Source organism: Promicromonospora sp. NPDC060271 (assembly GCF_042726755.1).
GTDB lineage: Bacteria > Actinomycetota > Actinomycetes > Actinomycetales > Cellulomonadaceae > Promicromonospora.
The window spans coordinates 1-25,950 of sequence record NZ_JBHXBG010000078.1 but is presented as its reverse complement, the minus strand read 5'-3'; the positions used below and the strand labels follow the sequence as shown (position 1 = coordinate 25,950).

The 25,950-nt window shown below is 70.1% G+C and carries 22 protein-coding genes; 12 read left to right on the top strand and 10 right to left on the bottom strand.

All coding sequences use genetic code 11. From position 1 onward, the window contains the following. The first annotated feature begins 237 nt into the window (after positions 1-237). The 4 genes from ACFWE2_RS13870 (at position 238) to ACFWE2_RS13855 (ending at position 4,835) form a co-directional block, all read left to right on the top strand. On the top strand, positions 238-1,254 hold the full coding sequence (locus ACFWE2_RS13870) for a serine hydrolase domain-containing protein (RefSeq protein WP_377224809.1): 1,017 nt from the start codon (positions 238-240) through the stop codon (positions 1,252-1,254). A gap of 145 nt (positions 1,255-1,399) precedes the next feature. Further along, positions 1,400-1,591, top strand: a complete 192-nt coding sequence (locus ACFWE2_RS13865) for a hypothetical protein (protein ID WP_377224808.1) — start codon at positions 1,400-1,402, stop codon at positions 1,589-1,591. 62 nt (positions 1,592-1,653) lie between these two features. Then, the gene (locus ACFWE2_RS13860) at positions 1,654-2,841 is read left to right on the top strand and encodes a NosD domain-containing protein (RefSeq protein WP_377224807.1); all 1,188 of its coding nucleotides are present in this window, start codon (positions 1,654-1,656) and stop codon (positions 2,839-2,841) included. A gap of 53 nt (positions 2,842-2,894) precedes the next feature. Next, complete coding sequence (locus ACFWE2_RS13855; RefSeq protein ID WP_377224806.1) at positions 2,895-4,835, top strand: ricin-type beta-trefoil lectin domain protein; 1,941 nt, start codon at positions 2,895-2,897, stop codon at positions 4,833-4,835. A gap of 48 nt (positions 4,836-4,883) precedes the next feature. Here ACFWE2_RS13855 and ACFWE2_RS13850 read toward each other — a convergent pair whose 3' ends face one another. The 7 genes from ACFWE2_RS13850 to ACFWE2_RS13820 form a co-directional block, all read right to left on the bottom strand. Further along, positions 4,884-6,218 (bottom strand): NosD domain-containing protein, encoded by a 1,335-nt coding sequence (locus tag ACFWE2_RS13850; RefSeq protein WP_377224805.1) that lies wholly within the window; start codon positions 6,216-6,218, stop codon positions 4,884-4,886. Continuing rightward, the gene (locus ACFWE2_RS13845; RefSeq protein WP_377224804.1) at positions 6,205-7,167 is read right to left on the bottom strand and encodes a glycosyl hydrolase family 32; all 963 of its coding nucleotides are present in this window, start codon (positions 7,165-7,167) and stop codon (positions 6,205-6,207) included. The genes ACFWE2_RS13850 and ACFWE2_RS13845 overlap by 14 nt, the downstream gene beginning before the upstream one ends. 10 nt (positions 7,168-7,177) lie before the next feature. After that, positions 7,178-8,224: a LacI family DNA-binding transcriptional regulator gene (locus ACFWE2_RS13840; protein ID WP_377224803.1), complete on the bottom strand. Its 1,047-nt coding sequence runs from the start codon at positions 8,222-8,224 to the stop codon at positions 7,178-7,180. 63 nt (positions 8,225-8,287) lie between these two features. Further along, positions 8,288-9,124, bottom strand: coding sequence for a carbohydrate ABC transporter permease (locus tag ACFWE2_RS13835; protein WP_377224802.1), 837 nt, complete (start codon positions 9,122-9,124; stop codon positions 8,288-8,290). After that, positions 9,121-9,975 carry a carbohydrate ABC transporter permease gene (locus ACFWE2_RS13830; protein WP_377224812.1) on the bottom strand — a complete coding sequence of 285 codons (855 nt, stop codon included), beginning with the start codon at positions 9,973-9,975 and terminating at the stop codon, positions 9,121-9,123. The genes ACFWE2_RS13835 and ACFWE2_RS13830 overlap by 4 nt, the downstream gene beginning before the upstream one ends. 172 nt (positions 9,976-10,147) lie before the next feature. Beyond that, complete coding sequence (locus ACFWE2_RS13825; protein WP_377224811.1) at positions 10,148-11,473, bottom strand: ABC transporter substrate-binding protein; 1,326 nt, start codon at positions 11,471-11,473, stop codon at positions 10,148-10,150. 207 nt (positions 11,474-11,680) lie between these two features. Further along, positions 11,681-13,276 carry a peptidase inhibitor family I36 protein gene (locus tag ACFWE2_RS13820; RefSeq protein ID WP_377224801.1) on the bottom strand — a complete coding sequence of 532 codons (1,596 nt, stop codon included), beginning with the start codon at positions 13,274-13,276 and terminating at the stop codon, positions 11,681-11,683. 253 nt (positions 13,277-13,529) lie between these two features. Here ACFWE2_RS13820 and ACFWE2_RS13815 point away from each other — a divergent pair, with 253 nt between their 5' ends. After that, the gene (locus ACFWE2_RS13815) at positions 13,530-14,378 is read left to right on the top strand and encodes a phosphatidylinositol-specific phospholipase C/glycerophosphodiester phosphodiesterase family protein (protein ID WP_377224800.1); all 849 of its coding nucleotides are present in this window, start codon (positions 13,530-13,532) and stop codon (positions 14,376-14,378) included. A 62-nt stretch (positions 14,379-14,440) separates the two neighbouring features. Here ACFWE2_RS13815 and ACFWE2_RS13810 read toward each other — a convergent pair whose 3' ends face one another. Genes ACFWE2_RS13810 through ACFWE2_RS13800 form a run of 3 tightly spaced genes read right to left on the bottom strand, consistent with a single transcriptional unit; the run spans position 14,441 to position 16,059 of the window. Further along, positions 14,441-14,713, bottom strand: a complete 273-nt coding sequence (locus ACFWE2_RS13810) for a DUF6510 family protein (RefSeq protein ID WP_377224799.1) — start codon at positions 14,711-14,713, stop codon at positions 14,441-14,443. Further along, a complete protein-coding gene (locus ACFWE2_RS13805; RefSeq protein WP_377224798.1) occupies positions 14,714-15,469 on the bottom strand; it encodes an FAD-binding oxidoreductase in 756 nt (251 codons plus the stop codon). Then, on the bottom strand, positions 15,466-16,059 hold the full coding sequence (locus ACFWE2_RS13800; RefSeq protein ID WP_377224810.1) for a sulfite oxidase-like oxidoreductase: 594 nt from the start codon (positions 16,057-16,059) through the stop codon (positions 15,466-15,468). The genes ACFWE2_RS13805 and ACFWE2_RS13800 overlap by 4 nt, the downstream gene beginning before the upstream one ends. Positions 16,060-16,236: 177 nt before the next feature. On the opposite strand from ACFWE2_RS13800, the gene sigJ reads away from it, so the two are divergent. The 7 genes from sigJ (at position 16,237) to ACFWE2_RS13765 (ending at position 25,888) form a co-directional block, all read left to right on the top strand. Continuing rightward, positions 16,237-17,190, top strand: coding sequence for an RNA polymerase sigma factor SigJ (gene sigJ / locus ACFWE2_RS13795; RefSeq protein WP_377224797.1), 954 nt, complete (start codon positions 16,237-16,239; stop codon positions 17,188-17,190). Between the two features lie 31 nt (positions 17,191-17,221). Further along, positions 17,222-18,910, top strand: coding sequence for an FAD-dependent oxidoreductase (locus ACFWE2_RS13790; RefSeq protein WP_377224796.1), 1,689 nt, complete (start codon positions 17,222-17,224; stop codon positions 18,908-18,910). Between the two features lie 134 nt (positions 18,911-19,044). After that, on the top strand, positions 19,045-21,111 hold the full coding sequence (locus ACFWE2_RS13785) for a collagen binding domain-containing protein (protein ID WP_377224795.1): 2,067 nt from the start codon (positions 19,045-19,047) through the stop codon (positions 21,109-21,111). A gap of 90 nt (positions 21,112-21,201) precedes the next feature. Next, a complete protein-coding gene (locus tag ACFWE2_RS13780; protein ID WP_377224794.1) occupies positions 21,202-22,092 on the top strand; it encodes an amidohydrolase family protein in 891 nt (296 codons plus the stop codon). Continuing rightward, the gene (locus ACFWE2_RS13775) at positions 22,089-22,952 is read left to right on the top strand and encodes a fumarylacetoacetate hydrolase family protein (RefSeq protein WP_377224793.1); all 864 of its coding nucleotides are present in this window, start codon (positions 22,089-22,091) and stop codon (positions 22,950-22,952) included. Before ACFWE2_RS13780 ends, ACFWE2_RS13775 begins: the two co-directional genes overlap by 4 nt. Before the next feature lie 116 nt (positions 22,953-23,068). Beyond that, positions 23,069-23,587 (top strand): hypothetical protein, encoded by a 519-nt coding sequence (locus ACFWE2_RS13770; protein WP_377224792.1) that lies wholly within the window; start codon positions 23,069-23,071, stop codon positions 23,585-23,587. Between the two features lie 120 nt (positions 23,588-23,707). Continuing rightward, the gene (locus ACFWE2_RS13765; RefSeq protein WP_377224791.1) at positions 23,708-25,888 is read left to right on the top strand and encodes an RICIN domain-containing protein; all 2,181 of its coding nucleotides are present in this window, start codon (positions 23,708-23,710) and stop codon (positions 25,886-25,888) included. Positions 25,889-25,950: the final 62 nt, after the last annotated feature.

Sequence of the window (25,950 nt, the reverse complement as noted above, 5' to 3'; positions counted from 1 at the left end):
GGCGTACCGGGTACGCCGAGTCAGGGCCGTGGTCCGACCAGCGCACTGACTGGCGGTACCCCGTACGCCGAGTCAGTCGGTTGGGATCAGCTACCGCCAACCAATTCCGAGACGGGCCATGGACAGCGTGATCCAGGAGGCCCGGAATTCAACTGGTGCGGGATCCCAGCCGGATGGGAACGTACCGCTACGGAGCGACCCGGCAGAGCCGGGTGACGGAGAGGAAAAGGGCAGCACATGATCGACCTCGACAAGCTGGACGCCGCGGCGCTGGAGCGATCGTTCAGCGGGATCGTGACGGTCGACGTCGGCGATCGCCGAGTTCTGGAACGCTCCTACGGGTTCGCGCATCGTTCTCTGGCGGTGCCGAACACCCCGACCACGCGGTTCGCGATCGCGAGCGGCAGCAAGAGCTTCACCGCCCTCGCGATCATGCGGCAGGTCGTGTCCGGGGCGCTGCGCCTGCAGGACCCGGTGCGCCAGTTCCTCGGTGACGATCTCCCGTTGATCGACGACGACGTCACGATCGAGCAGCTGCTCACGCACACGTCGGGCATCGGTGACTACCTCGACGAGGACGACGACTGGGACCCGGCCGACTACGTCCTCCCCGTCCCGGTGCACACGCTCGAGACCGCCGAGTCGTTTCTCCCGATCCTGGACGGCTTCCCGCGCAAGCATGAGCCTGGTGCGCGGTTCACCTACTGCAACGGCGGCTACATCGTGCTGGCGATCGTGCTCGAGCGGATCACCGGACGACAGTTCCAGGAGGTCGTGGACACCGATGTCCTCGGGCCTGCCGGACTCACGAGCACGGCATACCTGCGCTCGGACGAGCTACCGGGGGACGCCGCCCTGGGCTACCTGCACCCGGAGGGTGATCGCACCAACGTGCTGCACCTGCCCGTGCGCGGCAACGGTGACGGCGGCGCCTACACGAGCGCCGCCGACCTGCACAGGTTCTGGCGAGCGCTGCACGCCGGTGCGATCGTGCCCTCCGACGTGGTCACCGAGATGACGCACCCGCGTTCACTCGTGCCGGACGAGGACCTGCGGTACGGCACCGGCTTCTGGCTCCACCCGGACGATCCCGCGATCGTGATGGGCGGCTTCGACGCAGGCGTCGCCTTCCGGTCGACGCACGACCCCGCGACCTGCACGACCGCGACCGTGCTGAGCAACTGCACGTTCGGGTCGGGAGCCGTTGTCACGCTGCTCCAGGACTCCTGGCCGGACCTGCTGACGATCGACTGACGGCCGCGGGCCGCCGCGGGCTCCCTGTCGCCAAAAACTGCCAAACGCCGACCGCCTCTTGACCCCTCGTGATGCGGGCTTCTATGGTCGGACCGGTCGCAGTTGCCAAATCCTTTTGGCAGACCGAGGCAAAGGAGCCCCAACGATGGCTGAAGCGAGTTCTTTCCCGCCGATCGAGATCTCCCGCAGAGCCTTCCTTGTCGTCGGCTCAGCCGTGACGGCCGCCGGGTACGTCGCCCTCCCCTCGACGCCCGCGTACGCCGCGTCGGAATCACCCGCGACAGCGACCGACGAGCCGCCCACCAACTCCCACCGGACGCTGCTCGGGCTCCTCTGAGCCCACTTTCCCGCCAGTTCAGACAACGAGATGGGACAGCCATGCCTTCGACGATCTATGACGTGACGACCTGGACCATTCCGGGAAGCCCCACGACCGCGGAAACCGACATCGGCGCGATCATCAACAGCATCATCGCCGACATCAAGGCCAATCAGCCGGCTCAGGGATCCAAGCCTGGTGCCGTGATCTACATCCCACCGGGCGACTACTCGCTGAAGACGCGCATCCTGATCGACATCAGCTATCTGCAGATCAAGGGCTCGGGACACGGGTTCACCTCGTCCAGCATCCGGTACAACTCCGGGAACACGTCCTCCTGGCACGAGATCTGGCCCGGCGGGAGCCGCATCCGGGTCGAGAACACCGACGGGAACGCCGAGGCGATCCTCATCCACAGGGACGGACTTCCCCGGCTGAGCTCGATCGAGCTGGTGGACTTCTGCATGGACGGCGTGTCCTTCACTCCCGACCAGAACAGCTACCGCAACGGGAAGATCGGGATCCGCTCGACCACGCCCACCGACTCCCTCCGCATCGTCGGCCTGGGCATGGTCTACCTCGAACGGGCCATCGTGGTCGTCGACGCCGACGCGCTCCACATCACGGACAACTTCCTCTGCGAGTGCGGAAGCTGCGTGGAGCTGGTCGGCTCCGGTCAGGCGAGCATGGTCAACGACAACCTGATCGGCGCCGGTCCGGCGGGCTTCTCGATCTTCGCCGAGGACCACTTCGGGCTGATCATCTCGGGCAACAACATCTTCCCGCGCGGAAAGAGCTCGGTGCACCTCAAGAACGCCACCAACAACATGGTCTCCGCCAACCGTCTGCACGCCTTCTACTCCGGCATGATCACGATGGAGGGGGCCTGCCACAACAACCTCGTCTCGGCGAACCACTTCCTGCGCAACAGGGAGTCGTTCCCCGTGTTCCAGAACACTCCGCACCCCCAGGACGACCTGTTCGGTCTGGTCCATGTCCGGGGCAGCGGGAACACGATCGTCTCGAACCACTTCTCGTTCGATGTCCCCAGCAGCGCCATCACCCCCGCGGGTGCCAAGCCGACCATCGTGCTGGTGCGGTCCGGCGACAACAACTACGTCGCCACGAACCACCACGCCGCGAACCTGGCGGTGAACGCCGTCTTCCTCGACGGGAGCACCACCAACACCAAGGTCCTCGACTGCGGAACCGCTGCCGAGTTCCAGGCGGCGAACGGCGCGACGTTCGGATTCCGCGCGACGCCGTAGCCCCGCGACCGCACCGCCATCCGCACCGGACAACGACGTCAGTACGGAGTGAAATGACTGCTCAGCGCGCCCGCAGATTCCCCGCGACCACAGCGATGGCGCTGGCCCTCGGCCTTGCCCTCGCCGGGATCGCGTCCTCCGCCCCGGCACCCGTGGCAACGGCAGGGGAGCCGGCCGACTATCCGGAGTCGCCGTACGCGATCACCGACTACAGCGAACCCTTCCGCGGACAGTTCCACTTCAGCCCGCAGAACGGCTTCATGAACGACATCAACGCGCCGCTCTACTACCGAGGCGTCTACCACCTCTTCTTCCAGCACAACTCCCACGGCCTCGCCTGGGACACGGTGCACTGGGGTCACGCGACGAGTACCGACCTCCTCCACTGGGAGCAACAGCCGATCGCGCTCGAACCGGGCGTCCATCCGGGCAATCTCTGGTCCGGCGCGGGCTGGGTCGACGTCGACAACGTCACCGGGCTCAAGACGGGGAGCCACGATCCGATCCTCCTGTTCACGAACACGGAGGGCGTCAGCATCGCGTACTCGACGGACGGCGCGAAGACCTTCAAGATGTACGACGGTGGTGCCAAGGTCATCAACAACCCGGTCGAGAGCCGTGACCCGAAGGTGCAGTGGGACCCGGCCCACAACCGCTGGGTGATGGTCACGTTCCAGGCCGGCGCCGGCGCCGTGTTCTACACGTCGACCAACCTGCTCGACTGGACGCACCGGGGCATCTACGCGGCGAGCTGGTTCGTCGAGTGTCCCGATCTCTACAAGCTCCCCGTCGACGGCAGCTCGACCGACGAGAAGTGGGTGCTCCAGGACGCCAGCGGCGAGTACGTGATCGGTTCCCTCGACGCGTCAGGCATGTTCGTCCCGGACTGGACGGGCCCGCAGCGGATGGAGTGGGGCATCTCAGGGGCCGCCTTCGCACCGTCCACCTGGTACGCGCCGCTGACCTTCAACCAGCTCCCCGGCGGGAGGGTCGTGCAGATGGGGTGGCAGCCGAGCAATGCCGGCGTCACCTGGACCGGCAACGCGTCGTTCCCCGTCGATCTCGCGCTCAAGACGTATCCGGAGGGCATCCGGATCACGCGCACCCCGATCCCCGAGATCTCGACGATCCGCACCACGACTCGCACGTGGGGGCCACGCACCGTCACGGCGGACCCCGCGAGCGATCCGTTCCTCGGTGAGCGCGCGGACACCTACGAGATCGATGCCGTCTTCGACGTCGGGAGCACGACCGCGTCCGAGTTCGGGTTCCGGCTGCACGTGCGCCCCGACGGTTCGAGCGATCGGACCGTCGCCTACTCGGTCGGCGGGCAGACGCTGTACGGGCAGTCGATGCCTCCGGTCTCGGGCCTGGTGAAGATCCGGCTGCTCGTCGACCGAGGGCAGCTCGAGGTCTTCGGGAACGACGGAAAGACCGTCGTGAGCGACAACGTCTCGTTCGACTCGTCCGCGGGGAGCCAAGGAATCCAGCTCTACGCGTCGGGCGGCTCGGCTGCGCTGGTCTCGCTCAGGCTGTCCCGCATCGCGTCCACCTGGCAGCCTGCTCCGGCGGGTACGGCGCCCCACGACGCCGTCGTGTCGACCACCCGCCAGGACAAGTGCGTGGACCGCGACGTCGCCTCGGGCCGGGTGCAGATCTGGGATTGCCTCGGAAACGCGCAGCAGTCCTGGGAGCTGGACAGCCTGGGCCGGCTCGCCACGGGAGGAGTCTGTGCCGAGGTCCCGCCGGGGCAGACCGCCAACTTCACACTCGTCAACGTTGCGCCGTGCACCGGAGCCACCAACCAGCAGTGGCGGCAGGGCAACTTCGGCTCGCTCGTCAACCTCGCGTCCGGGCGTTGCCTGGACATCCGGGAGGCCGACTTCAGCAACGGCCGTCAGCTCCAGATCTATGACTGCGTGGGCACGCGGAACCAGAGCTGGGTCGGCCCGACCGTCGCCGGCCCGAACCGGCTCCGGTCCGGACCGGCTTGATCTGCCGGCTCGGACGCCGGCCAGGGCGGCGTCCGAGCCTGCGCGGCGCTACGAGCCGATCTCCGGCGTGGCCCGCACGGCGTTGGAGCGCCTGTCGGCGACGACCTGTGCCTCGGTCCCGGAGTCGAGGATCGTGTTCCGAGCCGATCCGGGATCGACCATGACCGTCGTCACGGTGAGACCGTCCGACGCCTCGGTCGCGAGCAGGGCATCCACCTGCGCCGCGAAACAGGAGTCGCTGGTCGCCGCATGGACGTCCAGCGCGACGACGTTGTTGCTGGAGACGTAGTTGCCGGTCCCGGCAGCCACCCGGATGACGACCGGCGTCGAGCCGGCCGGCCGAATGCCCTGCGCGTCGATGATCTCCGAGAAGTGGTTGCCGATGACGGAGTTGTTGTTGCCGCTCACGCGAAGAAGCCCGTAGGTGTCGTCCCGTCCGTTGTCGATCCCCAGGAACGGCGTCCAGGGCTCGTGGTCCCGCAGGAAGTGGTTGGCGGACACGAGGTTCTCCGAGCTCGTCGGCTCGAGGACGACCATCCCCGGGTAGAACGAGTGCAGCCGGTTGTTGCTGACGCTCGAGCGCGTGACCCCGCTGAGCCGGACGCTGCTTGCTCCGCGAGGAAATATGTTGTTCGCGGTGATCAGCAGCCCGCCGTGGTTCTCGGCGTAGATCGAGTGCCCCTTGAAACCCGCTCCGATCAGGTTGTCGGTGATCTTGGACGCCTGCCCCCACCCGCGCAGCTCGATGCAGCTGCCGCACTCGGCCACGAAGTTGTCGTGGATCGAGAGCGCGTCCGCGTTGTGCATCTCGAGAGCGTGCTCGAGATACACGAATCCCATGCCGTTGACGCGGAAGGAGTCGTTGGCGCTCGCGACGTGGATGCCCGTCTTGCCGTTGACGTAGGTGTTCTCGGGTTGCAGGTCGGAGCCGTCCGGTTCGAAGTGCAGTCCGTCGATGAGGAAGTTCGCGAACTCGAGCGAGCTGATGCGCGGGCTTCCGTCGCGCTCGACGTAGAAGGCGGCGCCCTTGGACGCGTCATCTCCTGCGCCGGGGGCGAGGTCGACGAGGACGCGGCTGCCCCCCGGCCACAGCTCGTGCAGGTCCGGCCACTCGTCCTCGGGAACGTTGAACCGGATGCTCGAGGACGTGAAGCCGTGCCCGGCGCCTTCGATCCGCAGGAAGCTGATGTCGATGACGACCTGCGTGCGAAGGTGGTAGTCGCCCGGCGGGATGTAGATGACGGCGCCGGGCTTTCCGCCGTCAGCCGTGACTGCCTGCCGGCGCTTGACGTCCGCGATGATGCTGTTGATGACCTGGCCGATGTCCCGGACCGGGTCCCCGACGGGCCACGCTGTCACGTCGTAGTGGTTAGGACCTGGCAAGAGCGCTGCCCTCCAGGATCGTGAGGCGACCGTCGACCCACGCGGCGGGCTGCGGGTCGGTGATCTCTCCCACCCACCCGCCACGTCCGTCGTCGTTACGGAAGGCGAGGAACTGCCAGTGCCCCGCCCGGTCCTCCACCAGCCGCCCGACGTACAGGCGCTCGTCGGTGACCCGGTACGACTCCTCGGTACTGAACGGCCCGGCGAGCGAGTCCGTCGGGAACGCCCATATACCGCCGGTCGGGTCGTCCTCGCGCCGTGCGCGCGAGAGCTCCGGTCCGAGGCAGGAGAAGAGGCCGACCGGACGGCCGTCGACGGTCACCGTCTGCACGACCTCGATGTGGCCGAAGCCCGCGCCGGGTCGCGAGAGCGGCGGCTGAACCGTCCACGTCGTCAGGTCGGACGACGTGGCGTGGCCGACGACCCCTCGGTCGTCGGCGGCACCGTGGTTCGCGCGCGCGGTGATCAGCATGTGCCAGGTCTCGCCGTCACGGAAGACCCACGGATCACGCCAGGCCTGGTCCGGCCACTGCCGGGTCTCGGTGGTCTCGTACCACCGGGGGTCCGGTACGAGGACCTGCCGTCCTGGTTCACGGTGCCAGGTGAACAGGTCGGCCGAGACCACGGAGCTGATGCGCTGGCTCAGGCCGCCCTCGGCCCGGCTGACCGCCGTGTAGAACATGCGCCACGTCCCGTCGTCCTGGCGGACGACGGACCCGGTCCAGGTCGCGAGGTCGTCGAAGCTCGGTGAGTCGTCAGGAAGGACGGCGTCCGCGTGCTCGGTCCAGCTCGACAGGTCGGTCGAGGTCGCGTGCCCGATGGTCGCCCGCCAGTGTCGCCGGTCGGGATCGATGAGAGCGCGTGACGCCTTGAGAAAGAAGAGGTGATAGCGGTCGCCGTCGTCGGCGATCCAGAAGTCCCAGACCCAGGAGGAGGCAAGTCGAAGCATGGTGCACCTTTCAGTCGGCGTGCGGCGCGGCGACTGAACCTCGGATGACGAGTGGGCAGTCGAGAAGCGTGGGTTCGTCGGCGAGCAGCTTGCGGTCGGCCTCGCCGGCCAGGAGGCGTACCAGGGTGTCGACCGCCCAGGCGCCCATCTCGTAGTGCGGCAGGGCGACAGTGGTCAGTCCGGGGAAGAGGTTCGCCGCGATCAGTTCCTGGTTGTCGAACCCGACGATCGAGAGATCGTCCGGGATCCCCAGGCCGAGCTCCGTCGCGGCCCGGTAGGCGCCCATCGCCATCCGGTCGTTGTAGCAGAACAGGGCTGTCGGGCGATCGCGCCTGCTCAGGATCTCGCGGGCCAGCTCGTAGCCCGGGAGGGTCTCCGAGGGTGCCGACAGGACGAGCGACGGGTCGTAGGCGATCTCGTGCTTCGCCAGGACGCTGCGATATCCCTCGAGCCGGCCATGGGTGGCCGGTACGTCGTCATCGTTGTTGAGGAAGCCGATCCGGGTGTGCCCGGCCTCGACGAGATGCGTCACCGCCGCGACCGCGCCGCCCACCTCGTCCGGGACGGCCGCCGGGACGATCCCCGCCCTGTCGGTCGAGTCGATGAGGACGGTGGGGAGCCCCTGCAGGTTCGGCGGCAGGGAGACCATCCGGTGGTACATCGTGGCGTACAGGACGGCGTCGACCTGCCGGTCGATGAGTGCCTGGACGTCGTCCTTGTGCGAGTTCGGGCCGGACTCCCGGTCCGTGTTGATGATGACGAGGGTCAGGTCGTGCTCCCGTGCCGCGTTCTGGGCGCCGAGAATGATCCGGCCCGCGTGCGGGGTGGTCGCGATCTCCTCGCTGAGCAGGCCGATGAGCCCGGAGCGGTTCGTGCGGAGCGCCTGCGCCGCGCGGTTCGGTCCGTATCCGAGCGTCTTGGCGGCTTCGCGCACGCGTGCCCGCGTCTCTTCGGCGACCCGCGTATGAGGAGTGTCATTGAGGACGTGCGAGACCGTCGTCACCGATACACCGGCCAGCTTGGCGACATCTCGGATTCCTGTGTTCTTCACGGCCACAGTTCTGCTGCCTCCTCGCACTGCGTTCTTATAGGCATTCTGGTGTTTCTCATAGGTCGCGAATTATCCCTTGACCGCTCCGAGAGTGAGCCCGGCGACGATGTGCCGCTGGAGGAAGAGCGTCAGCAGGATGACGGGGATCGAGTAGACGGCCGCGAGAGCCGTCATCCCACCCCAGTCCAGTCCGAACTGGCTCTGGAAGTTCGCGACGACGACAGGCGTCGTCTGGGCGCGCACCGAGGTCAGCAGGAGAGCGAAGAGGAACTCGTTCCAGGAGGCCAGGAAGGCGAAGATCGCGGTGACCGCGAGCCCTCCCGACACGAGGGGCAGGACGACACGCACCATCGCCTGCGGACGGCTGCAGCCGTCGATCTGCGCGGCTTCGCCGAGCTCGTCCGGTACCGCCTCGAAGAAGCTCGCCATCAGCCAGATCGACAGCGGGAGCGAGATGGTGGTGTGCGCCAGCGCGAGTCCGAAGGAGGTGTCCGTCAGCCCGAGGCCGCGCATGATCTCGACGAGCGGCGCGCCGACCGCGATGGTGGGCACCATGCGCGTGACGAGCGCGGCGACGACGAACACCCGGCCGCTCGGGGTGCGGAACCGCGTGATCGCATAGGCGGCGGGTACGGCGAGGACGAGGGAAAGCGCGGTCGAGACGACCGCCGTCACGACGCTGTTGATCAGCGCGGCCGGCACGCCCTCACGAGCGAGCGCGGACACGTAGTTCTCGAGCGTCAATACCTCCGGAAAAACGCTCGGCGGCACTGCGATCGCATCGAGCGGCGTCTTGAAGGACGTGAGAAGAAGATAGACGAACGGAAATCCGTAGAGGATGATCGCGGCCGCGAGAAGAAGCCAGAGGACGACGCGGCCGCGGCCGCGGGTTTCGAGTGGATTCATCGTGCACTGCTTCCTGGACGCCAGATGAGAGTGATGGCGGCGATGGCGACTGCCAGCATCACGACGAGGTAGACGGTGCCCATCGCGCTGGCGAGGCCCGGATCGCCGAACCTGGTCATGGTCCGGTAGATCAGGAGGCTCAGCGTCGTCGTGCTTCCCTGCGGTCCGCCGTCGGTCTGGATGAGGATGATGTCGAAGGCCCGGGCCGCATCGATGCCGCGCACGATGAGGGCGACCGCGATGACCGGTCGCAGGAGCGGGATGATGATGCTGAACAGGATGCGCGGGTACCTGGCGCCGTCGATCCGGGCGGCCTCGATCACGTCTCCCGGGATGTTCTGGAGACCCGCGAAGAGGACCAGGGTGATGAACGAGGTCGTGAGCCAGATGTCCGGGATCGCGACGGAGAACAGGGCGATGCCGGGGTCGCTCAGCCACTGGACCTGATCCGGCCGCGAGAGGATGCCCGCCTCGAAGAGGAGCTGGTTGACGATCCCGAAGTTGTCGATCAGGAGGAACCGCCACAGGAGGCCCGCCACGACGGGGGCGATCATGAGCGGGTACATGAAGATGGTGCGGAACACCGCCGATCGCCGGCCGAGCGCCGTGAACAGCAGGGCGACGGCGAGCCCGAGGACGAACTCCATACCGACGACGACGAGCGTGTAGGCCACCGTTCGGACCGACGCCGACCGGAACGCGTCGGAGGCGAAGGCTTCCGTGTAGTTCGCGAGCCCGACGAACGTCCTCGGCGCGCCCGCGAACGGAGAGATCTCGAAGAAGCTGTCATAGATGAATCGCGCGAGCGGCCACAGCACGAACGCCGCGAGGAACAGCACCGCCGGCGTCATGAGCAGCAGGGCGAACCGGCGGTCGCCGCGATCCTTGCGGCCTGTTCGCGGGTGGCCTGTTCGCGGGTGGCCCGTCGGCGGGCGGCCCGAGGCCAGAACGGTGTGTGCCGTTCCGGCCCCGGCGTGGCGGGAGGAGGTGTCCACGGGTGATGTCTCCTGAGCTCTGGATCGCCTACTCGACGATCGCTTCGATCTGACCCTTGGCCTCTTCGAGGAGCTTGCCCGTGTCCGCACCGGGCTCGACCGCCTTCTGCAGCATCGGCACGAGCGCCGAGTCGACGATCTCCTGCCAGTTCTCGGTCGCCGGACGAGGCAGCGACCGGGGCGACTCGAGCGTCGCGACCAGCGCTGGATAGTTCTCGTACCCGGCTGTTCCGGCCTTGCTCTCGAAGGCGCTCTTGCGCGCAACGAGGCCGAGCGACGTGTCGGCGGAGAGGTCGTTGTGCTCGTACGCGAACCGGATGAAGTCCTTCGCCGCCTCCGGGTTCTTGCCGGTGGACGGCGCCGAGAGGTACCAGGCTCCTGGGACGCCGGCCACGCCGCCCGGTCCGCCGATCATGGGCGCCACGCCGATGTCGTCCTTGACGGGCGAGTCGTCCGGGGTCTGCCGGTAGGCGTGCCCCCAGAACCGCATCATGGCGAGCTGCCCCTGGTAGAAGAGGTTCTGTGCTCCCGCCCAGTCGAGCTGAGCGGCCCCGGAGGGGGCGTACGGAAGCAGGCTGACGTAGTAGTCGAGGGCGGCCTTGTGCGCTTCGTCGTCGATGGTGACCTCGTTGGTCCCGGCGTCGAGGACCATGTGCTCCTCGCCGGCCTGGGACACCGTGGCCAGCCACTCGGTCTCCACCGCGGCCTTGACGTCCGTGCCGTAGAGATCGGTCTCGCCGTCACCGTCGGTGTCGCGCGTGAAGAACTCGGCGGCATCCCGGTACTGCTCCCACGTGGTGGGGGGAGCGAGCGGGTACCCGTACTCCGCCTCGAAGTCCGCCTTGTTCTTCTCGTCCTCGAAGAGGTCGGTGCGGTAGAAGAGGATCTCGGAGTTGGTCCACACCGGCATCCCGACGAAGTGGCCGTCCACCTGGGCCTCGGACACGAGACCGTCGAACAGGTCCGACTGCACGTCGTCGGTGACGAGGTCGTCGATCGGTGCCAGGCCTGGCGCGAAGGCCGTCAGCCAGATGGCGTCGAGCGCGGCGACGTCGAACGAGGGCTCTCCCGCCTTCAGCTCCGACGACACTCGGTCGTAGAGGCCGGCGTACGGGAGCTCGACGAGCGTGACCTCCGTGCCCGTCTCCTCCTGGTAGAGGTCGGCCACCGGCTGAAGCTCGGCCTTGCCGCCTCCTTCGACCACGACCGTCAGCGTCTTGCTGCCCGTGGTCTGCTCGGCCGTGCTCCCGCCGCCGACGCCGCAGCCGCTCAGCACGAGGGCTGCTGCGGCGACTCCTGCTGCGGCAGCGGGAAAGCGCCGGGCGCCGCCCTCTGCGTGCACTCGAAACTTCATCACTTCGGACTCCACTCGTCATTGAGGTTGTGGCGCAGGCTCTCCATCGCCGGGAACGCGCCGCCAAAACGTATTGGCAAATCGTCTTGGCATGAGGTTAGCGGCCCCGTGCGCGTCGCGCAACGTCGAGCAGGAGTGAGCGGACACGGCAAGGTCCTGCCACCGAGATCGGTGACAGGACCGTGTCGTCCAGCTCTGGCGCAGGGACTACATCTTCACGCGGATCCCGAAGTCGCCCCCGTAGACGTTCGTCACGTGCACGCTGGTGGAGGTCCGGGGCGACGACGCCTCGACCATCTGTCCGTTGCCCAGGTATATCGCGACGTGATACGTGCTCGACCAGCCGCCCCACATGATCAGGTCCCCGCGCTGCAGGTTGCTCATCGAGACCTTCGTGCCCTTGTTCAGGTGCGCACCGGTGTACGTGCCGATGTCGACGCCCGCGCCCTGCCAGAACGCGTACTGCGTCAGGCCGGAGCAGTCGAACCCGAACCGGTTCCGGTCGTCGTACCCGCCGGGGCTGCAGCAGACGCCGTAGGTCGGGCCGTACTTGTTGCCGCCGCCCCACGAGTAGGTGTAGCCCTTGCCGGTCTGCGCGAGCGCGGCCTGGATGACGCGTTCGACCTTCTGTGCGTAGTCGCCGCTCGTGTCCCCGCCGGGCTCGCCCGGGTCGACCGGGCCGCTGGAGGCGGGGCAGTCGGCCGTCGTGACGAACTTGTGGGAGGCGTTGTTCTTGTACAGCGTGCTGTTCAGCCGGCCCTTGAAGCCCGCCGCCAGCTTCTGCGAGGAACCGCCGTAGTAGCTGTTGTAGTAGATGCAGACCGTCTTGCTGGACCGGTTCCAGACGGAGGCCGCGTTGTTCTTGATGCACTCGCCCTTGCCGGTGCCGGCGCCCTTGTAGTCGAAGCACGACGGCTGCGTCGTGCCGTAGTCGCCGGCCGAGTCGGTGAAGTCCGAGATCGACCCCGTGTTGCCGCTGTCGTGGTAGTAGCAGAGCTCGCCGGTCTCGCAGGTGCCGCTGCGCGAGCCGCCACCCGGAGCCGTGACGCCGACGAACCGGTGCGAGGCGTTGTTGTTGTAGAGGGTGCTGTTGAGCTGTCCCTTGAACCCGGCCGCGACGTCCTGGTAGGTGCCGGCGTAGTTGCTGTTGAAGTAGACGCGGACGGTCTTGCTGGACCGGTTCCAGACGGAGGCCGCGTTGTTCTTGATGCACGAGCCCTGACCGGCGCCCGCACCCTTGTAGTCGTAGCAGGTGGGCTGCGCGTCACCGTAGCTGCCCGCTGACTCGGTGAAGTCGGAGATCGACCCCGTGTTACCGCTGTTGTGGTAGTAGCAGAACTCGCCGGTCTCACAGGTGCCGCTGCGCGCGCCGGTGTCGGTCCCGGCGGTCCCGACGAGCTTGTGCGAGGCGTTGTTGTTGTACAGGTCCGCGCTGAGCTGTCCCTTGTACCCCGCCCCGAGGTTCTGGTAGATCCCGCCGAACGCGGTGTTGAAGTAGACCCGGACCGTCTGGCCCGTCCGGTTCCACACCGAGGCGGCGTTGTTCTTCACGCACTGGCCCTGGCCGGCGCCGGAGCTCTTGAACTCGTAGCACGACGGCTGGGTGGCACCCAGGTCGCTCGTCGACCCGGTGAAGTCCGAGACGGACCCCGCGTTGTCGCTGTTGTAGTAGTAGCAGAACTCACCGCTGTCGCACTTCCCGTCCCGGGCCGCCGCGGACGCGGGCGCTGCCACACCCACCACGGCAGCCAGCATCGAGGCCAGCAAAGCGATCACCGCGAGAAGCGCAGGCGCTCTCCTCATGAACGTTCTCCCCTCGGCGGGTCACCCAGCGACCCGGTGGTTCAGCCTGCCGGTGGGGTATTCCGCACCGGCAGGGGAGATGCTCGCACTCCCTCGAACCTCTCGGAATGGGAAGAGGTACCCATCGGAGCGGTTCCGCTCGCCGACGGCCCCGCGTCGTCCGGAGTTCACCGTCCGGTCAGCGGCCGGCGCTTGCATGAGCTGGATCGGCAGGCACTCGGCAGGCGAGATCCAGCAGGCACAAGGAGACGACATGCGCGGAAGAACCATCGTCGACGCGGCCCTCACGGCCGCGACCCTGTTCGCGGGGCTGGCCACGCCGGCGTCGGCCACCTCGCCCGGACCGGGCGTCGACCTGGGCGAGCCGCACGACGCCGCGCACGCCCACAACGACTACGAGCACGAGCGCCCGCTGTACGACGCGCTGTCCCACGGCTTCACGAGCGTCGAGGCGGACGTCTGGCTGGTCGACGGCGAACTGCTCGTCGCGCACGACCTCGTCGACGTCGACCCCGCCCGGACGCTGGAGAGCCTCTACCTCGACCCGCTGCAGGACCTGACGCGCGGCCGCGGGCGGAGCGTCTATCCCGGCTGGGACGGCAGCCTCCAGCTCCTGATCGACATCAAGTCGGACGGAGAGACCACGTACGCCGCCGTCCACGAGGCGCTCGCCGAGCACGCGCGGCTCATGACGCGCACGGTGCACGGCAAGGTGCGGACCGGCCCGGTGACCGCCGTCATCAGCGGCAACCGGCCGCTGGAGACCATGCGTGCGCAGCCCGTGCGGTACGCGTTCTACGACGGGCGCTCAACAGACTTGGGCTCCGGCCTCCCGGCGAACCTGATGCCGCTGGTCAGCGACAACTGGACCAAGCTCTTCACCTGGCAGGGTGTCGGCCCGATGCCCGCCGCCGAGCGGGAGCTCCTGCACGCGTTCGTGAACCAGGCGCACGCCGCCGGCTACCGGGTGCGGTTCTGGGCCACGCCCGACCAGCCGGGCGCGGCACGCGAGGCGGTGTGGAGCGAGCTCGCCGACGCCGGCGTCGACCACATCAACACCGACGACCTCCCGGCCCTGGACGCCTTCCTCACGTCCCACTGACGGCCAGCTGAGTGCTGGCTATTTGCGCTCTCCGGGGCTGGAAAGGCGCAGATAGCCAGCACTCAACGTGCCGGGACGGGGCGAGTCAGCTCGATGGCGCTCAGGCCCGCCAGGCTGAGGATCAGGCGGTCGCCGGTGTCCACGACCGTCGCGAGGACCTGGTCGCAGCCCGCGCAGCGGGCCACCAGGCCGGGCGCGTCGGTGTAGACCATGGCCTCCGCGATCGCGGCCATCTGGCCGCAGCCGCCGCAGCGGGCGCGCGCGGCGGTCACGTCGCTCCTGAACACCTCGGAGAGCGCGCCCGCGAGAACATTGCCGTCGAGATGGTTCGTCATCTAAAGACCTCCGAAGCGCTCGGTGTGGATGTCCGCCGCGGCGTGGCCCAGCTCCTGCAGCCAGCGCGCGACCGCCTCGACGAAACCCGTCGAGCCGCAGACGTAGACGCGCGGCCGCTCCGCCGCGGGGATCGTGCGGGCGGCGAGCGTCTCCCGGGTCAGTCGCCCGACGGCGTCGGGCCAGCCGTCCGGGGCCGCACGCGTGTAGACGACGTCCAGTCCGAAGGCCGGCCCGGCGAGCGCGGCCAGCTCGTCCGCGAAGTAGACGTCCGCCGGGGTGCGGACCGAGTAGAGCAGCCGGAAGGACGTGGGGTCGTCGGCTGCGCCGTGCGCGGCGGCCATGGCATACAGCGGGACGACGCCGGAGCCACCCGCCACGAGCTGGACCGGACGGGTGCTCTCGCCCGGCCGCCAGACGAAGAACGCGCCCAGCGGGCCGTGCAGCTCGAGCTGGTCGCCGGGCCGTACCTCGCGGACCAGGAACGGCGAGACCTCGCCGTCCGGCAGCTCGTCGACCGCGAGGACCACCTGCCCCGCCGGGGTCGACGAGGCGATCGAGTAGGACCGGCTCGCCTGGTAGCCGTCCGGAGCGGTGAGGCGTACGTCGACGTGCGTGCCCGCGTCGCTGCCCGGCCACGTGGGTACGGCGAGGACGAGCCGCGCGGCGGTGGGCGTCTCGTGGCGGGTCTCGACGACGGTCGCGACGTGCCACGCAGCGTGCGGCCGGCGGACGGGGGCGGCGGGCTGCGCGGTCACCAGTACCGCTCTTCCTTCCACGGGTCGCCGTAGAGGTGGTACCCGTACTGCTCCCAGAAGCCCGGGTCGTTGTCGGGCATCATCGTCAGCCCGCGGAGCCACTTGGCGCTCTTCCAGAAGTACAGGTGCGGCACGAGCAGCCGGGCCGGGCCGCCGTGCTCGGGGTCCAGCGGCCCGCCGTCCGCCTCGGTGGCGATCCAGGCCTTGCCGTCCAGCAGGTCCTCCAGCGGGATGTTCGTCGTGTAGCCGCCGTAGGAGTGCGCCATGACGAACTCGTGCTCGGACTCGACATTCTCGAAGACCTTGTCGAGGCTCACGCCGCGCCAGGCCATGTCGAGTCTCGACCAGTGGGTGACGCAGTGGATGTCGACGGTGACGTCCTCGACGCCGAGCGCGAGGAACTGGTCCCAGCTCCAGCGGTGGTCGGTGCCGGTCTCGTCGCGGATCGTGAGCTCCCAGTCCGCGGTGTCGACGTGCGGGGTGGGTCCTGCGCTGAGCACCGGCCAGTCCTGGACCAGCGTCTGGCCGGGTGGGAGGCGTGTGTCCGGTTCACGTCTGCGGCCGGAGAAACCACGAGTGGTGAAGGACATGCTGACTCCCGTCCGGGCGACCTGGCACCGGGCCGGCGAGCCCGGCTCGATGGTGGGATCAGCGTAGAGCCGCAGGCCGCCCCATGGCGCGTGGAACCGGCCACCACCCGCGGGCGAACTTTCCGGGTCGCCCGGGACCGCGGCGGCCCGGTCCGCCGACACCGTAGGGTCGGCTCCATGACCATGGACTCGGTCCGGCGAAACGAGCTGGACCTCTTCGAAGGCTTCCGGCCGCGTCTCGAGGCCATCGCCTACCGCCTGCTGGGTTCCGCCGCGGAGGCCGAGGACGCCGTCCAGGAGGCCTTCCTGCGCTGGGAGGCCGCCGACCGCGCGGAGATCAGGGTGCCGGAGGCCTGGCTGACCCGGGTGCTGACGAACCTCTGCCTCACGCAGCTGGGTTCGGCGCGCGCCCGGCGGGAGGTCTACGTCGGCCAGTGGCTGCCGGAGCCGGTGCTCGGCGGCGACCCGATGCTGGGTCCGGCGGACACCGCGGAGCAGCGCGACTCCGTGTCGACGGCGGTGCTGGTGCTGATGGAGCGCCTCACCCCGAACGAGCGTGCCGTCTACGTGCTGCGGGAGGCGTTCGCCTACTCGCATGCCGAGATCGCCGAGATGCTCGACATCACCGAGGTCGGCAGCCAGCAGATCCTCCACCGCGCCAAGCAGCACCTGGCCGCCGAGCGGTCCCGCGCCGCCGTCGACCAGGCCGCCGCCCGGCAGGTGGTGGAGGAGTTCCTCGCCGCCGCCACGAGCGGCCGGACGGAGCCGCTGATCCGGCTGCTGACGTCGGACGCGACGGGCGTGGGCGACGGCGGCGGCAAGGTCCCGGCGCGTGCCAAGCCGTTCGTCGGCGCCGAGGCCGTCGCGAAGTTCCTGCGCGGGCTCTTCAAGCCTTCCGAGGCCAAGCGGGCCGCGCTCGGCGGGAGCCCCGACCTCTACGCGTGGACGGCGAACGGCCGGCCCGCGCTCGTCGCCGTGGTCGAGGACACGCTGGTCGGCGTCATGACCCTCGAGGCGACCGACGACGGCATCACCGCGGTGCTCAGCCAGGTCAACCCGGACAAGCTCGGTCGAGCCGCACGGCAGTGGGCGGCGTCCGACCACGGCGAGCCGATCATCAGGGGCTGGTGAGCGGCGGGCCGGCCCCGTCTAGGCTTGCGCCATGAGCGACAGGCCAGTCATCCTCCTGGTCGTCGGCGAGCACGCCGACGTCGTCGAGCAGGAGTTCCGCGCCCGGTACGACCGCGACTACCGGATAGCGGTCGCCGTGGGCTTCGACGCGGGCCTCGACCGTGCGCGGGACCTGGTGCGCGACGGTGCGCAGATCGCGATGGTCGCGGCGGAGCACGTCCTGGACGAGGGCACGTCGATCGAGTTCCTGCACCACGTGCCCGCCATCGTCGCGACGGCGCGGCGGGTGGCGCTCGTGTGGTTCGACGACTTCGCCGGCGCGATCGACGACCTGCGCGCTGCGGCGCTGCGGCGCGACATGGACACGTTCGCCGTCATCCCGCGCGGGCCGCGCGACGAGGAGTTCCACACCGCGCTGATCGAACTGCTCTCCGAGTGGGGATGGTCGGTCGGGCGGCCGCTGGTGACCATCAACGACCTGGTCGCGGAGCCCGGTGACCGTGACGCGGCGGCGGTCCGGGACCTCCTGGAGCGTCTGGGCTTCCCCTACCGTTCGCTCGCGCCGGGTGACGACGCGGCGCAGGAGATCGTCGAGGCCGCCGGGGCCGGCGCGGAGCTCCCGCTGGTGCGCACCCATACCGGCCGGGTGCTCTCGGCGGCGACACCCGCCGCGGTCACCGAGGCCATCTACGGCGGGTTCGACTCGATCCCCGACGGCGTGATCGCGGACGTCGCCATCGTCGGCGGCGGCCCGGCCGGTCTCGCCGCGGCCGTCTACGCGGCGTCCGAGGGGCTGGCCACGGTGATGCTCGAGCGGGACGCGATCGGCGGCCAGGCCGGGTCGAGCTCGATGATCCGCAACTACCTCGGCTTCCCGCGCGGGATCTCGGGCATGCGGCTCGCCCAGCGGTCCCGCATCCAGGCGGGCCGGTTCGGCGCGCGGTTCTTCACCGGCCGCCCGGCGGTCCGGATCGAGCCGGGACCGGCGAACGAGCCCGAGCACCAGCACGTGCACGTCGCCGGCGCCCAGATGTGCGCACGGACCGTCGTCATCGCGACCGGGGTGAAGTACCGCCGCCTCGGCGTGCCCGCCGTCGACGACCTCGTGGGCGCTGGCGTCTACTACGGCGCTGCGACGTCGATGGCGCGCGAGATGCAGGACCGCGACGTCTACGTGGTCGGTGGCGGCAACTCGGCGGGGCAGGCCGCGATCCATCTCGCCAAGTTCGCGGGCGCGGTGACGATAGTGGTCCGGCGCGAGAGCCTGGCCGAGACCATGTCGGCCTACCTGATCCGCGAGATCGAGGCGACACCGAACATCCAGGTTTGGACCCGGACCGTGGTCGCCGACGGCGGCGGGGAGGGCCGGCTCCAGTGGCTCCGGCTCGAGAACCTGGACACCGGCGAGCCGTTCAAGACGCTGGCCGACGGCCTGTTCTGCCTGCTCGGCGCCGAGCCCGACTGCTCGTGGCTGCCCGAGGGCGTGGCACTCGACGAGCGCGGGTTCGTGCTCACCGGCAGGGACGTGCCGCGGGAGTTGTGGGTCGACGGACACCCGCCGGCCAGCCTCGAGACGACGGTGCCCGGCATCTTCGCGGTCGGCGACGTACGGGCCGGCTCGATGAAGCGGGTCGCCTCGGCGAGCGGCGAGGGCGCGAGTGTTCTCCCCCTCGTCCACGCCCACCTGGCCCAGATCCGGGCCCGAGAGTTCGCGCAGTAACCGTCCAGCCTCGTTGAGTGCTGGATATTTGCCCTTCTGGACGTGCTGGAGGGGCAAATATCCAGCACTCAACGGTCGGGGCGGGGGGCGGCGTCCTCGCGCGGTTACGCAGGTTCTTGCTTACCGTTTCGACTGTGAAGCGCACCCCGGCGGGCCTGGGCGTACTCGCGGCGGTAGTGCTTGCCGCGCTGGGCGCCGTCGTGCCGGCGATGCCCGCGACCGCTGGGGCATCCGCCGGGTGGGCCGACTGGGAGCCGCTGACCGGATCGGCGGGCGACTGGTCCACGACGGTGCGGCTGCCGGCCGGCGGTTTCCCCGCCGCGACGGTGACCTCCGACTCGCGGGGCGGCGTCGGCGTCGTCTCCGGCGAGTCCTCGTGGCTCGGCCCGGCGACGCCGCCGGGCGAGGTCCTCGGGTCGAGCCGCGGCCGGCAGTACCTCAACCTCCGTCCGCAGGCCGACCGGCCGACGACGCCGTCGACCACCACCTACACCTTCGAGCACCCGACGCCGCCGGGCGGCTGGGCGCTGGTGCTGGGCGACATCGACGCCGACCGTGCGGTGGTGACGGCGCGCGGCGCGGACGGCCGGCTGCTCGCCGGCACGGAGCTGGGCTGGCAGGGCGGTCTCAACTACTGCCAGGGGGCCGGGTCGCCGTCCTGTGCCGGGGCGCCGGAGGACGTGCCGACCTGGGACCCGGCGACCGGTGAGCTTCTGGGCAACGCCGCCGCCGCCGACACGTCCGGAGCCGCCGGCTGGTTCCGCCCCACCGCGCCGATCAAGAGCCTGACCGTCGAGTTCTACCAGCGCAGCGGCTTCCCGGCGTACCAGACGTGGTTCGCGTCCCTGACCCGCGACATCGCGGGGACCGTCGACCTGGTCGACGCGGGCGGTGCGCCCCAGGGCGTCGTGCCCGGCGCGACCCTGACGCTCTTCGGCCCGGACGGCGCCGCGCTCGACACCGCGACGTCGGACGCGAGCGGTCAGTACATCTTCCCCGGCTACGTCGCGGCGCCCGGCTACCGGGTGGAGCTCACCACGCTCCCGGAGGCGGACGACACCTACCCGCACGGGCTGGTCCCCTCCGGCGAACGGGCGGTCGACGAGATCGACCTCAGCTCCGCCGACGCCATGGGTGCCGACCTCGCGGCACGCGAGGTCCGGCCGGTCGCCGTGAGCGGCACGGTGCGCACCGACGACGACGCCCCCGTCCCCGGCGCGACCGTCACCCTCACACCGGTCGGCGGCGGTACCCCGCGCACCGCGGTGACGAGCTCGGCCGGCGAGTACCTGATCGACGACGTCGGGTGGGACACGGGCGACGACCGGCCGCAGGACTACACGCTCACGCTGGGCGACCTGCCCGAGGGGCACGTGACGGCCACCTCGCCGGACGGCGTCACCGTCGCGGTCGGCCAGGAGGGGCCGAGCACCGGCAACGACTTCACCGTCCGGGCGCCCGCGTCGCTCTCGGGCACGGTGACCGTGGGCGAGGAACCGCTCGCGGGGGTCGTCGTGACGCTGACCGGCCCGGACGGGACGGTCGGCACGACGACGGCGGCCGACGGCACCTACCTCTTCGCCCGTGTGCTCCCCGGCGACCGCACGGTGCGCGTGACGCCGCCCGACGGATACCGCCCCGACGGGCGGGAAGCCCATGACGTCACCGTCGCGGCCGAGGACCTGACCGACCTGGACCTCGGACTGTCCCGCCCCGGCTCCATCGGCGGCACGGTGACCGACGACGCCGGCGCCCCCGTGGCCGACGCCACGCTGACGGTGGCCGGTCCCGGCGGTTCGATCACCCTGGCCACCGACGCCGCCGGCGGGTACTTCACCGGCGACCTGGCCCCCGGCGACTACGTGATCACGCTGACGGCGCCCGACGGGTACACCGCCGACGGCACCGAACGTTCGGTGGAGGTGACCGGCGCGGGGGAGAACCGGCTCGGGGAGCACTTCGACGTCGTGCGGCTGCCCGTGCCCGCGCCGCGCCCGGCCCCGAGTGCGACGCCGAGCGCCGGCCCGACACCGGACCTGACCCCGGAGCCCTCGGCCGGTCCCGCCCCGGGCACGGGCGCCGGAGGGCCGGGCTCCGGCGACCTCGCCGCGACCGGCGCGACGGTCGGGTCCATCGGCCTGGCGGCGGCCATCCTGGTGGCGCTGGGCGTCGCGCTGGTACGGGCCTCCCGCACGAGCTGAGCCGCCCGCGACCACGAGCTGGTCGGTCTGGCTCACCTCGCCGGTGCCGCCGCTAGCCTGTGCCCGGGCACGGAGACAGGAGACGCCTCGATGGAGCGGATAGACGCGCACCACCATCTGTGGGTCCGCACGCGGACACCACAGCCCTGGATCGACCCGGTGTCGATGCGGGCGATCGACGCGGACTTCACCACCGACGACCTGGCGCGCGCCCTGGCGGGGCAGCACGTGACCGGGACCGTCGTGGTGCAGTCGGTGCCCACCGAGTCCGAGACGGCCGACCTGCTCGCCGTCGCGGAAGCCACCCCGGTGATCCGTGGCGTGGTGGGCTGGGTGGAGCTCGCGGACCCCGGCGTCGCCGACGCGCTGGCCGGGCTCCGGTCCGGGCCCGGCGGCCGGCACCTCGTGGGCGTCCGGTCGATGGTCCAGGCCGAGCACGACCCCGGCTATCTCGACCGCCCGGACCTGCGCCGGGGCATGCGGGCAGTGGCCGAGCAGGGGCTGACGGTCGACCTGGTGACCAGGCACGAGCAGGTACCCGGTGTGGCCCGGCTCGTGCGCGAGCTGCCAGAGGTCTCGTTCGTCCTGGACCACCTGGGCAAGCCGCCGCTCGCGGATCCGGGACCCGCCGACGGCGGTGCCCTCGCCGCATGGGCGGACGCGATCCGCGAGCTCGGCACGCAGCCGAACGTCACCGCGAAGCTGTCCGGCCTCGTCACCGAGGCGTCCTGGACCGAGTGGTCGAGCCAGGACCTGCGGCCCGCCGTCGACCACGCGCTGGACGTGTTCGGACCCGAGCGGCTCATGTTCGGGTCGGACTGGCCGGTCAGCCTCCTGGCCACGCGCTACGCCGGGTGGGTGGAGACGCTGACCGGTCTGCTGGCTGGACTGACGTCCACCGAACAGGCGGCTGTCTGGCACCGTACTGCCCGGCGCGTCTACGGCCTGCCGACGAAGCCCAACGAAGAGGAGCAAGGATGAAGCTCGCCCGGATCGGAACCCCCGGCCAGGAACGCCCGGTGGTGCACGACGGCACCGGCTGGCGCGACCTGAGCCCGCTGACCGCGGACATCGACGGGGCGTTCCTCGAGGCCGACGGCGTAGCGCGCACGCGGGCGGCGCTCGCGGCGGGGACGCTCTCCGCCGTGGAGACGGACGGCGTGCGGTTCGGTTCGCCGGTGGCCCGGCCGTCGGCGATCGTGTGCGTCGGCATGAACTACGCGGCGCACGCCGCGGAGTCCGGGTCCGCGCCGCCGGAGGCGCCGGTCATCTTCCTCAAGACGCCGAACACCATCGCCGGGCCGCACGACACGGTGACGATCCCCCGGGGCAGCACAAGGACGGACTGGGAGGTCGAGCTCGCGGTGGTGATCGGCCGTCGTGCGTCCTACCTCGACTCGCCCGAGCAGGCCAGGGACGTGATCGCGGGGTACGCCGTGGCCAACGACCTGTCCGAGCGGACGTGGCAGCTCGAGGAGTCGGGCGGCCAGTGGTCCAAGGGCAAGTGCGCACCGGGGTTCACCCCGTTCGGCCCGTGGCTCGTCACGCCCGACGAGGCCGACGGCGCCGACCCAGCGGGCCTGCGCCTGCGGTCGTGGGTGAACGGCGAGCCGCGCCAGGACTCCACGACGGCGGACCTGATCTTCGGCGTCGACGTGCTGGTGCACACGCTGAGCCAGTACCTGGCGCTGGAGCCCGGCGACGTGCTGCTCACGGGTACGCCGGAGGGTGTTGCGCTGTCGGGCCGGTTTCCGTACCTGCAGCCGGGCGACGTGGTGGAGACCGAGATCGACGGCTTGGGGCGGCAGCGGCAGGAGTACGTGGCCTGGGCGGGCGTGTGATCGTGGTCACGGTGCCCGGCGCGGAGGGCTGATCTCGGCGACCCGTTCCACGGGATGCGAAGGCAGCAGGCGGAAAGTGGCACCGAGCACCCCCTGACATGCGGAAAGATGCGCGCATGAGGTTCGAGTACTTCGTAGTCGCGGACGACGAGACAGCAGCCCTGACCATCGACGGTGGCGAGATCGACGGCAGCGTGGGATCCCACGTGGTCGACCCCGCATCGGTGCTCGGTCAGCTCGAGCGGCTGCTCGGCGGCCCGGTCGGGGACGACGGTCTGCGCAGCGCCCAGCTCGTGGCCGAGAGCGCCGACGGGGCCCGGCTGGTGATCCGCCTGTCCAACCACCTGGTGTCCCTGTTCGGGATGGTGCGCCCGGCGACGCTGGACGACGTCGTGAAGCACTGGTCGCTGTCCCGCCGGTTCCGCCGCGCCGACCCGGAGGACCTGCACGCCTTCGCCGTCGGGCTGAACGAGCTCTGCAAGGGCAGCGGCAAGCGCGTCTACTGCCGCGCGACCGCCGACGAGGCGGAGCTCGCCCCGGCTCGGACCCCGGTCGGAGCAGGCGTCGGCGCGGGCGTCGGGGCGGGCGGGGACGGCGACCCGGAGGAGCCGCGGCCGCTGCCTCGGCGGCGCTGAGCGTGCCGTGAGCGGCCGCCCGCGCATAGGGGATTTCCACAACTGACAGGTCAGTAAGTTTCTCCCTATGGTGAGGTGCTGCCGCACCGACGCGGCGGCGGAGACTCGCCGGAGGCCGTCATGTCATCTGTTCGGAAAGCGGTGGGCGCCCTCGCCGCCGTCGTGCTCGCGGGCCTGCTCGGCGTGGTGGCCCCGCCGGGGGCGGTCGCCGCGACGACCGGCACGCTGGTCAGCGCCGCGAACAGCCGCTGCCTCGACGTGACCGACGGTTCCACGGCGAACGGCGTCCGGCCGCAGATGTGGGACTGCACCTCCGGCAACGCCAACCAGCGGTGGACACTCGCCGACAACGGCTCGGTGCAGGCGCTCGGCAAGTGCCTGGACGTCGCGAACGGCTCGACGGCCGACGGCGCCGTCGTGCACCTGTGGGACTGCTACGACTCCGTGGCGAGCCAGAAGTGGACCCTGTCCGCCGCGGGCGACCTCGTCAACCGTGCCGCCAACAAGTGCCTCGACATCACGGGCGGCAACCTTGCCAACGGCGCCGTGCTGCAGCTCTGGTCCTGCACGGGCGCCGCCCACCAGAAGTGGTCCCACTCCGGAGGTTCCGTGCCCCAGCCCGACCCGGACCCGGTGCTGCCCAACCCGGCGAACCCGGACCTGGGCCCGAACGTCGCGGTCTTCGACACCTCGATGTCCGACGCCGCGGTCCAGTCGAAGCTCAACAGCGTCTTCGACGCACAGGAGACCAACCAGTTCGGCCCTCAGCGGCACGCGCTGCTGTTCTACCCGGGCTCGTACGACGTCGACGCGAACGTCGGCTTCTTCACGCAGGTGGCGGGCCTCGGCCTCGTGCCGGACGACGTGAACATCAACGGCCACGTCCACGTCGAGGCCGACTGGTGGCCGGACGGCTCGCAGAACGCCACGCAGAACTTCTGGCGCTCCGCCGAGGGCCTGTCCGTGACGCCCGCCGACGGCAACGACCGCTGGTCCGTCTCCCAGGCCGCGCCCTACCGGCGCATGCACCTGCGCGGCAACCTCGCCCTGTCCGACGGCGGCTGGTCCTCGGGCGGCCTCATCGCCGACTCGAAGATCGACGGGCAGATCAACTCCGGCACCCAGCAGCAGTTCCTCACCCGGAACTCCGCCATGGGTAGCTGGACCGGCTCCAACTGGAACCAGGTGTTCGTCGGCAGCACGGGGGCGCCGGGCAACAGCTTCCCGAACCCGCCCTACACGACCATCGCCGCGACGCCGAAGGTCGCCGAGAAGCCCTACCTCTACGTCGACGACAACGGCTCCTACCGGGTCTTCGTCCCGGCCGTCCGTACCGGGTCGACCGGTACCACCTGGGCGAACGGCGACCCCGCCGGGCGGTCCCTGCCGATCAGCGACTTCCACGTGGTGCGCCCCGGCGACACCGCCGCGAGCATGAACACGGCGCTCGCCGCGGGCAAGAACCTGCTGGTCACACCCGGCACCTATCAGCTCAACCAGACGCTCCAGGTCAACCGGGCGAACACGGTGGTGCTCGGCCTGGGGCTGGCCACGTTCGTGCCGCAGGGCGGGATCAACGCCATGAACGTGGCCGACGTCGACGGCGTGCGCCTGGCCGGCATCATGTTCGACGCCGGCACCACGAGCTCCCGCGTGCTGCTCCAGGTGGGTCCGACGGGCTCGTCCGCCGACCACGCGGCGAACCCGACGGTGCTGTCCGACGTGTTCATCAGGGTGGGCGGGTCCATCGCCGGCAAGGCCGAGGTGAGCATGGAGGTCAACAGCGACGACGTGATCGGCGACCACGCCTGGATCTGGCGCGCCGACCACGGCAACAACGGCACGGTGGGCTGGACCGTGAACACCGGCCGCAACGGCCTGATCGTGAACGGCGACGACGTCACCATGTACGGCCTGTTCGTCGAGCACTACCAGCAGTACCAGACCATCTGGAACGGCGAGCGCGGGCGGACGTACTTCTACCAGAACGAGATGCCGTACGACCCGCCGAACCAGGCCGCCTACATGAACGGCTCCACCGAGGGCTGGGCGGCGTACAAGGTGGGCGACGCCGTGACCGACCACCAGGCCTGGGGGCTGGGCAGCTACGCGTTCTTCAACGTCAACCCGTCGGTGGCGAACGCGCGGGCCTTCGAGGTCCCCGTCCGGTCGGGCGTGCGGTTCCACAACATGGTCACGGTCTCGCTCGGCGGGGTCGGCACCATCCGGCGGGTCATCAACAACACGGGCGAGACGGTCAACAGCGCCCGCCAGGTGACGTACCTGACGACGGGCCCGTGACCTGACGGTGGCCCGGCGGCCGGCCCCGTTCGGCAGGCTTCAGGCGACCGGAACCCCTGGGG